The sequence below is a fragment of the Anaerolineae bacterium genome (assembly GCA_011176535.1).
Lineage (GTDB): Bacteria > Chloroflexota > Anaerolineae > Anaerolineales > DRMV01 > DUEP01.
In genome coordinates this window covers 1-9344 of sequence record DUEP01000031.1, presented here as the reverse complement: position 1 = coordinate 9344, position 9344 = coordinate 1, and the positions used below count along the sequence as shown (strand labels likewise).

Genomic DNA, 9344 nt, shown 5'->3' with positions numbered 1-9344 from the left:
CCTTGGGAACGGCAAGGAGTCTTTCAAGCACATTATCCAAGAAAAACCTTGATTTGGCAAAAGAAAGATATCCTCATTGCGGATCAGACACCCTGTTGGGCGTACTCACGCTGGAGAGCCAGCAGGTCGATGCCTTCGACGAAGATGACTTGAGGTTACTCCAAAATGTAGCCGATCATATTGCCATCCACCTGCAATGGCAGCGCAGTTACGAGCGGGAACGCCGCCTCCGTCGGCTGGCCGATACCCTGCGGGAGACCGGCCTACAACTCACCACCACCCTGGACTCGGACCGCATCCAGGACCTCATTTTGCGCTTCGTGGGCGAGGTAGTTCCCTACGATTCGGCCTGCATTCTGCTCCTGCAGTCCGACAATCGGGTGACGGTCAGCCGTTATCGCGGCTACGACCGCTTTGGCGTGAGCGACGCCGCCATGCGCAGCCTGGAATTGAACCTGAAGGAAGTTACCAACCTCAAACGCATGGCCCAAACCCACCAACCCTTGGTGGTCCCCGACACGACTAAGGATCCTCATTGGATCTTTTTGCCCACCAGCAAACATATCAAGTCCTGGGTGGGAGCGCCCATCGTAGCCCGCGAACGCCTCATCGGTTTTCTGGCGCTGGACCATACGGAACCCAGATTTTACAATGCCAAGCACGCTCAGGTGCTGGCCCTGTTCGCCAGCCAGGCCGCCCTGGCGCTGGAAAACGCATGGCTCTATGAGAAACGCTACCAGGAGTCCATCACCGACCCGCTTACCGGCCTGGCCAACCGCCGCTATTTCCAAAGCCAGTTAGAACGCGAGGTGGCCCGCGCAAAGCGGTTCCAAAGGCCTCTGAGCCTGCTCATGATCGACCTGGACGATTTCAAACGCTACAACGACACCTTTGGCCACCCGGCTGGCGACGAGGCCCTGAAACTCGTGGCCCAGGCCATGGAGCAAAACACCCGCAGTGTGGATTTAACCGCCCGATACGGCGGTGAGGAGTTTGTGGCTATCCTCACTGAAACCCCCAGCAACAAAGCGCTCAAAGTGGCCCAACGGATCGTGCAAGCCGTACGCCACCTCCACCAAAAGCCGGGCACCCCGTTGCGCGCCTCACTGACCGTTTCGGCAGGTGTGGCTACCTTGCCCGACCACGCCGAAAGCATGGAAGACCTCATCCTGGCCGCCGATGTGGCGCTTTACTACGCCAAGCGCCACGGCAAATGTCAGGTCGCCGTGTATTCCCCCGATTTCTCGTCCAGCATCCCCCACCACAGCGCCTTTGACTAACTCCCCCCACACCTCGCCGGGAATGGGAGCGCGGAGGTACTCCGCCGTCAGATCAAGCCTCCTGTCTCGTTCACCCGGCCACGGGGGTGACGAAACCCCACGCCAGAGGCTGCGCCAACTTCTGCGCCCAGCGCTCTCCCTGAGCGATGACCACCACCGGCACACCTTGTCGCCGCAAGCGTGCCGCCAGGGCCGCCGTGCCTTGAGCGCCACCAAAAGAAGCCGCGTCCAACAACACCACCAGCGGGAAACCGCCCAACATGCGCACCGCCTCGGTAGCCGTGGCCACCTCCTGCCCCACCGAAGGCGTGACGATCACGGTCAGGCTGCCATAAGCCGTGTGGGGCAAAGGATGAGTCCGGAGGGCGTTCAGGCCCGGCCCCTGGCTGGGGCGCAACAGCGCCAGACGCTCGAGCAAACGTCCTTCTTGCTGGGGCGAGCGATCCGGCGACAAAGCCGGGGCCTCAGGGTCTGTGGTCCACAACCCCACGGCCCGGCCACGGCGCAAAAAGTACCGTCCCACCGAAGCGGCAATAGAGGCGGCGTACTCCAGGGTGTTGGGGAGCAAGGGCAGACCCTCGCCCTCGCTCTTCCAGGGCCACGCGGCTACCCCCAGCGGCGAGGGGGCAGAGGGCAACGCCGCCTGCACTTCCTCCCGGGCATCCACCACCAGCCACACCCCGGAACGCGGGTCCAGGGCAAACTCCTTGACCATCAACCGGCCACGCCTGGCTGTGCTGGGCCAATGGATGCGCTTCCATGGATCACCCGGCGCGTATTCACGCACCCCCACCGCGTTGGGCGTGACCTGGCCGGTGCGCAAATGGAGCGCCTCCCCACCCGGCGGCCCGGCGGGAGGTTCAGCAAAGGCGGGCAAATCCACCACCAGGGGGTACACCAGCAACCGCTCCTCCACCGGCGTCACCCGGCACACGGAGAACAAGCCAAACACATCCCCGGCGGTGAGGGCCACAGGGCCCAGGCGGTACAGCCCGCGGCGGAGCAAACGCAAGCGTGCGAGAAACGAACGACGCGAGTGCGGCGCAATCAGGCTCAACACTCGACCGCCTCGGCGCCCCGGTAAGTCCCCCCAATCCTCCACGGCCACCCAAAGCAACGGCCAGGGCCGGGGATTGTGCACCACGAACCGCTCCAGCAACACATCGCCCACATGGGCTCGCTGCTGCCCGATATGACGCTCCACCGTCACCCCGCGCAGCGCCAGCCACGCCAGCACCGCATTGGAAAGGCCCACCAACGCCCAAAAGGCAGCCCAGCGCAAATACCAGACCTGCCCGGTCACCCCATAGGCTCCGGCCGTCAAAAGGAACAGGAGGGCGACAACCCAACGCGCAGCCATCAGGAGGTCGACAAGGGATCCCCACCAGGGGGCGGCACCTGAGCCAATAGGTCACGAATGAACTCTTCAGGGGTTCGGCCCTCCAGGCGTGTCTGGGGGGAAAGGATCAATCGATGGGCCAGCACGGGCACGGCCAGGGCCTGCACATCCTCGGGGAGGCCGTACTTGCGCCCCTCCAGGGCCGCCCTGGCCTGCACGGCGCGGAACAGCGCCAGGCTGCCCCGAGGGCTGGCGCCCAGATACACGCCAGGGGCCGAGCGGGTGCGACGGGTGATTTCCACGATGTAAAGCCTCAACGCCGGGGCAAGGTGCACCTCCTTCACCGCCTCTTGCGCCGCCAAAAGGTCCTCAAGCGCCACCACGGGGGACAAATCCTCGATGGGATGACGCCGTTGCTGGCGCTCCAGAATGCGCAGTTCGTCCCGCTGGGTCGGATACCCCAGACGAAGGCGCAGAAAAAAACGGTCTAGTTGGGCCTCGGGCAGGGGAAACGTGCCCTCGTATTCGATGGGGTTTTGGGTGGCCAGCACCATAAAAGGCCGCGGCAGGGGATGAGTGACGCCGTCCACGGTTATCTGGCGTTCTTCCATGGCTTCAAGCATCGCCGCCTGGGTCTTCGGCGTGGCGCGGTTGATTTCGTCGGCCAGCACAATCTGCGCCATGATGGGGCCAGGGCGAAACTCAAACCGCCCCGTGGCTTGATTGAACACGGAAACGCCCGTCACATCGCTGGGTAGCATGTCTGGGGTGAACTGGATGCGGCGAAAGGAAGCGCCAATGGAACGGGCCAGACTGCGGGCCAACATGGTCTTGCCCACGCCGGGGATGTCTTCGATGAGCAAATGGCCCTGACACAGCAGGGCGATCACCGCCTGCTCGATGGCCTTACGCTTGCCGATGATGATCTTTTCGATGTTGGCGATGATTTGCCGGGCAAGTTGGTGAACGGCTTCCACAGATCGCATGGCGGGACTCCAAAGGGGGGACCTATCCGAAGGGACATCGCTCCCATTATACTGGGGTTCGTTTCCACGGGATTCGCGTCGGGAGACGCCCCACGCCCCCCGCTCCCAGCAACGCCAGGGCGGCCAGGGCCGAAAGCAGGGCCACCCCCGGCCACCACCAGGGCCGGTAAGCCACCCGCACCTCGTGCACTCCTGGTGGAACCGGCACGGCGCGGAACAGGTACTCCGCCCGCAGCAGGGGAGCAGGCTGGTCATCCACCCAGGCCCGCCAGCCGGGGTACCAGGTTTCGGCCAGAAACAGCCAGCCGGCCTGCGACGTCTCGAGGCGGTAAACGGCACCCAGGGGGGCACGGCGAAGAACCTCCACCCGGCCCGTTGCGGTGGGGGGATCAGCCTTCGCCTCATAGGGCACCAGCGGAGCAAGGTAGAGCGTCTGGCTTCCGGGCGTTTCCACTACGATGGCCCGTTGCCAGGCAGGGCCGCCCTGAGCCGCCCGCCGCGTCATGGCCTCCAGCGCCGCAGGGCCATCAGGCACCGCATACGCCAGGGGTACCCAGCGGGCCAGGGGCTCGGCGGAGGGCACAGGATGGAAGGTAACCATGCAAGCGTCGGCGAAATCCACCCGCTGGAGCACCGTCACCCCCATGCGGGCCAGCCAGCGGGACCGCACCTGGGGCGGCTGCTCCTCCCACGCCGCCAGCCAAGCGGCGTAGCGGGCGGGTACCAGAGGATCGAAATTGTTCGCCGAGGGCACCTCTGCCCACAAGGTCAGGTTGGGGAGCAACGAAGCGGTGAGGTCTGACCAGCCGTGAGGCGGCCAAAAGGTGTCGAAGCGGAAATAACAGCGGAACTTGAGGCGTTCCTCCTCCGCGGGCGGCAGGAACAGCCGTCCCGCGCCCACTATCTGGCGCACCTTCACCACCTCAGCCCGCCCCTCGGTAAGTTCTTTCATGGGCAGCGTGGGGTTCAGCCCCCATCCGGCGGCGAGCAAATCGAGGCCCACGGCGACCACCACGGCCCAGGCCCAGGGCGAATCGGCGCCCCGCAAAGGCGCCGGCGGGGCTTTGAGGGTGAACACCACGACCACCCCAAGCATCACCCCGAAAAGCGCCGCGCCGCGCAGCAGGGTGACCGACCGCACCACCTGGGGGGCCAAAAGCCCCAGGAGCAACGCCGTACCGGTCACCATCCCGGCTCCGGCCGCCGTCAGGCGCAAGGCATAGACACCACGCGGGGCAGGCCTGCACCAGCAGGATGCCCCCATCCCCGCCAGCAAGGCCAGTCCCACCTCGGCCCAAAGGCTCCAACGCGTGGGACCCCGGAAAAAGTCAAAGGTGGGCACATGCCGCCAGAGGAACATGAAGAGCGGCGAGTGTTTACCCAGGGCCAACCCCATCCCCAGGAGCACCACGCCAGCCCAGAACAGGGCCAGCGAGGGGCCCTTGTCCTGCTCCGCTGTATCTTCTTCCGTGGACGCAGCGGGGGGGGCTCCCTGGAGGTAACTCCGCAGCCTCCGGCGCACCGCCCATCCCGCCAGGAGCAGGGGCAACAGGCCAAGGTACACCGCGTCTTCCCAGTAATTGGCGTATCCCCAATAATCTCCGAAGGCCGGATTGCCGAAGGTTTCCGGGGCCAAAAAGTTGAGTAGATGCCAGGGCCAGAAAGAGTAGACCAGCCCCACCTCAGGGTCCACGCCGGTGGCGCGTTGGGACTGCACCAGATATTCGGCGGTGGGCACCAGTTGCACGGCAGCCAGGGCGACCCCACCCAATAAGGCCAGGGCCAGGGCGGCGATGCGCCGCGGCCAAAGCCTCCGCCCCTCTCGCCAGAGGAGGAAGACGGCCCACAGAACGGCCAGCAAATCGGTGTACCAGGCCGTTTGCGCGTGGCCGGCCAACCACTGCAGGCCCAAAGCCAGCGCCAGCCCGGCCACGACGCGGCGGTGCGGATGACGCACCACCTGCCGGACACCCCACAAAACCCAAGGCACCCAGGCTGTGGCCGCGTTGATGCTGAAGAACCCCAGCCGGGCCACCAGGTAGCCGGAGAGGGCATAGGCCAGCGCAGCCAGGGCCTGGCCCAATTCGGTGAGGCCCAAGGAGCGGGCCAGGCGCCCCATCCCCCAGGCGGCCAGGGTCAAATGAACGGCGGCGAGCAAAGCATGGCCCCAGACGAGGGCGGCCCGCCCCCCCACAGCGCCCAACAGCAACGGCAACCAGGCCAGCGGATAGAAGAACGCGCTTTGATGATTAGCCGCCAGCGGCGCGCCCATCCCGACCAGCGGGTTCCACAATGGGGGCACGCCCTGCTGCAGGGCCATCCATCCCCACCACCGCCAGGGGTAAAACTGCAGCACCGGCGTTCCCCAAAAGAGCGCCCGGCCCGTCCACAAGGCCGGCGCCAAAAGCAACCAGGGAGCCAACAGGCTCAGATGAACCAGTCTCAAGCGTGTCAGCCAGCGGCGGTTCACGGCACCACCTCGAAAAGGGCATAGCCCTGAGCAGCATAGCGCTGCCTCAACCAGGGCTCCTCCGCCGGGTTCCAGTGACCCAGGGCGCGCTCGGCGGGGCCAAAGAACACCCAGCGCACCCCATAAGTCCTCAACCGCGCCAGACGCTGTGCCGAGGACCCCTGACCGCAAAGCACCGTCTGCACCAGGGCCTCGTTGTCGCTCCAGGGGGCGCTTTCCGGCCCCAAGCCCAGGGGCACCCGCACCGGGGCCCAGGCGGGGAGGGCGTTTCCCGTGGCATAGGCGGCCAGCACGCCGTCTCCCGGCGAAGCCCGGCGGGCCAGGGCTGAAAAGGCCTGCACCTCGGCCGTGGGGCGAAAGGCTGGGAGCGCGGGGCTGTTGGCTACACGAAAACCGCCCCACAGCAGCAACGCCGGAGCCACAAAGGCCGGCGTCAGCGCCAGCATCGCCCCCCAGCGGCGGCGCTCCGTCGTCGCCCAGCGGGCCGCCCCCACCATGGCCATCAGCACCCATCCCACCCACGCCCCTTCAATCAAACGGCGCTGGATGGGCACCGGGGCCACCGCCAGCCCCACGGCCACCACAGCCCAGGCGGCCAGCCACAGCAAAGTCGCCTTCCCCTGATGCCAGCGGCGCCGCACTTCCGGCCAGGCTGCCACCCACCCGGGGAGCAGTCCGCCGTACCCCACCAGATACACCCACACGGGGGGGGCGGGCAGGCGGTTCTGGGCCGTCCACAAACGCACATAGGGATCGCGCTGCAGGGCGACCAGATACCCCAAAGCGCCCAGGGCCACCACCCCTGCAGGGAGCCAGGGCTTCGCCCAACGCACCAGGGAACGCAAAGAAAGCTCTGCGCGTTCTCTACGCGGTACCACCCAGCGCAACCCCACCAACAACCCCACGGCCAGCAACCAGGGCACCGCTTCCAGGGGATGAACCCAAACCATGCCCGCCGTCTCCAGGGCCATCACCCAGGCCGTGGCGCGAGCCCCTTCGCTGGCAAGCCCCCAGGCCAGGACATCCAGCAGCAAGGCCCGCGCCAGGGCGATATGGGGCAAAAAGAACAAAGCCAAAAACCCGTAGGACTCCGGCGAGATCAGGCTTGGCGGGCCATCGGCTGCACCCCACGCCGCCCGTCCCCAGGGCAGCAGCACCCAGTCCCATCCGCTGCCCGCCAGGATGAGCCCCACCGCCCACCGTCGCCATCGTCCCCGGGGAACAAACAGGGCGCTGAAGCGGTACACGGCCAGCGTCAGGGCCACCAACGCGCCCAGGCGAAACAGGTGGAACAAGATGACCAGTTGGGTGTGCACATCTCCGGGCCAACGCGCCAGTTTGCCCAGCGCCAAGTAAGGCCCAAAAAGCAGATAACCGGTCTGGGGCATCAGGGTGTACGGACTGCGAAAAAGCCAGGCCCCACTGCGCCCCAGGAGCATCTTGGCGATGTAGGAGTTACCGTCCTCCACCCCCAACAAAAAGCCGGTAAAGCGCCAGGCCTCCCCCTGCCGCAGCCAGGCCAGGCCGTACGGCGTGGTCGTCACCACCATGAGGGCGAAGATCACCCCCAGGAGCCAGAACCGATCCCCAGGGGAAATGCCCCAACCCCCGGGATCCGGACCGTCCCCGGGGTCCAGAGCAGCCGGACCCTGATGGGGGAGCGGCCCCTTCCGCCGGGTAGGGCGCTCCCCTCTGGGGGATCTCCACCTCACGGCCCCGCCTCCACCCGATAGAGCACCACCCGCCCTATGCGGATGACCGGGGTCACCCCCACGGCCAGAGGGAAGCCGCCCAGAGCCTGTTCCTCCGGGCCGTAGTAGATGTAATCCACCCCCTGCTCCCGAAGCAAGCGGTGGGCAAAGGCCTCATCCAGGCAACCGGCGAAAAAGGCGGCGGTGAGTTCGCGCCACCGGATGGCGTCCACCGTTTCCATGGGGTGGCCGTAGAGCACCCGTCGCCCGGCCAGCGCCGGGATGAACGGCCCGGTTTGGGGAGAGGCCAGCACCAAGGCGTCAGGCGGGGTATGGGCTTCCAGCCAGGCCATGGCCCGGGCCTCGTCGCGGGGCAGAAAAGGGCCGCGCAGATGTTGTTGAGCCGTGCTGACCACCCCAGCGAACAGGAGGAGCACCGTGGGCAGCGAAAAAGCCCAGGCCAGCAAAACATACCGGCGCCCGACGGGCCAACGGCTCAATCCCAGCACGGCCAGCCCCACCAACGGCACATACCACCCCAACAGGAAGCGGCGTTGCAGGCCCAGCGGAAGCAACGCCAAGCCCAACGACACCCCCGCCCAGACCAGCAGGCGCCGGCGGGCAGGGTGAGGCTTCCAGGCCCCCAACACGGCTAAAGGCAGCGCCGGGGAAAAGGAGAGGAGAACATCCCAGCAGGGGCCTAAAGGGGTCAGGTTCTGTGCGGTCCAGCCGCGGAGCACAGGGTCGGTGTGGGTGACCCAGAAGGTGTACATCGCGTAAGGAGCGCCCGCCAGCGTGAGGGCTCCCAGTTGAGACCAGGGAACCAGTCGCCATCCGGTCAGTCCGCGGGATTTTCGGGCGGCCCGGCTCCACTGAAGCACGCCTTCAGCAAGGAGTACCGCCGCCCCCAGGCTCCAGCCAAAGGGCGAAAGCAAAGCCAGCCCCAGGCCCACCAGCGCTGTAGCCCCCAATGGGCGCGGGGCGGGGGTCAGCAGCCAGAACAGCCCGGCCAGCACCCAGGGGAAGTGGGCATTGGTCAACGCCCCGAGGAAAGGATAGGCGTCGGCGAACCAAAAATCTAGCGTCGGATATCCCGGGCCGCGGAAGAGCAACGCCAGCCAGCCCAATCCCCCACCCGACAAGGCCCACATCCAGGCCCAGCGACTCGTCCAGGGGCGGTGTGTCCCGGAGGAAAAGACGGCCTCATAGAACCCCTTGAGGGCGCCGACCATGACGAACGCCCCCAGCAACCGGGCCGCATGATAGACTCCTGCCAGGGGGAGGTGCGTCCAGCGGGACACATGCCCCAGGGTCAAATAGAAGAGATAGAGGTAAGCGCCCCGTCCGGGGTGAGCCGTGTAAGGGAGCGTAAAGCGCCACGCCCCCCGCAACCCTTCCTGCATCTTGGCCAGGTAACTCAACCCATCCGGCCAATTCATCCAAGAACCGGTGAAAACAAAAGCCGCTCCCCCCGCGCGCGCCAGGAAAGCATAGGGCCAGGCCACCAAGAGCAGGTAAGCCAGCGCCGCCCACCACCACGAAGCCAAGCCACGTTTGAGCAAGCCCATAGGGGTATTT

Annotated in this window: 6 protein-coding genes; 1 reads left to right on the top strand and 5 read right to left on the bottom strand. The window is 66.3% G+C overall.

The genetic code is table 11. The annotated features are described in order from the left end of the window. Nucleotides 1-95 precede the first annotated feature (95 nt). Entirely contained in the window at nt 96-1280 is a 1185-nt protein-coding gene (locus G4O04_04380; protein ID HEY57760.1) for a diguanylate cyclase, read from the top strand. A gap of 70 nt (nt 1281-1350) precedes the next feature. On the opposite strand, the gene G4O04_04375 is transcribed toward G4O04_04380, so the two are convergent. The 5 genes from G4O04_04375 to G4O04_04355 all read right to left on the bottom strand — a co-directional run. Beyond that, a complete protein-coding gene (locus G4O04_04375) occupies nt 1351-2640 on the bottom strand; it encodes a DUF58 domain-containing protein (protein HEY57759.1) in 1290 nt (429 codons plus the stop codon). Then, on the bottom strand, nt 2640-3596 hold the full coding sequence (locus G4O04_04370) for a MoxR family ATPase (GenBank protein HEY57758.1): 957 nt from the start codon (nt 3594-3596) through the stop codon (nt 2640-2642). The genes G4O04_04375 and G4O04_04370 overlap by 1 nt, the downstream gene beginning before the upstream one ends. 55 nt (nt 3597-3651) lie before the next feature. Continuing rightward, nucleotides 3652-6075, bottom strand: a complete 2424-nt coding sequence (locus G4O04_04365) for a YfhO family protein (GenBank protein HEY57757.1) — start codon at nt 6073-6075, stop codon at nt 3652-3654. Continuing rightward, entirely contained in the window at nt 6072-7787 is a 1716-nt protein-coding gene (locus G4O04_04360; protein HEY57756.1) for a hypothetical protein, read from the bottom strand. The genes G4O04_04365 and G4O04_04360 overlap by 4 nt, the downstream gene beginning before the upstream one ends. After that, a partial coding sequence (locus tag G4O04_04355) for a hypothetical protein (protein HEY57755.1) occupies nt 7784-9344 on the bottom strand: 1561 nt, incomplete at its 5' end. The genes G4O04_04355 and G4O04_04360, both read right to left, overlap by 4 nt.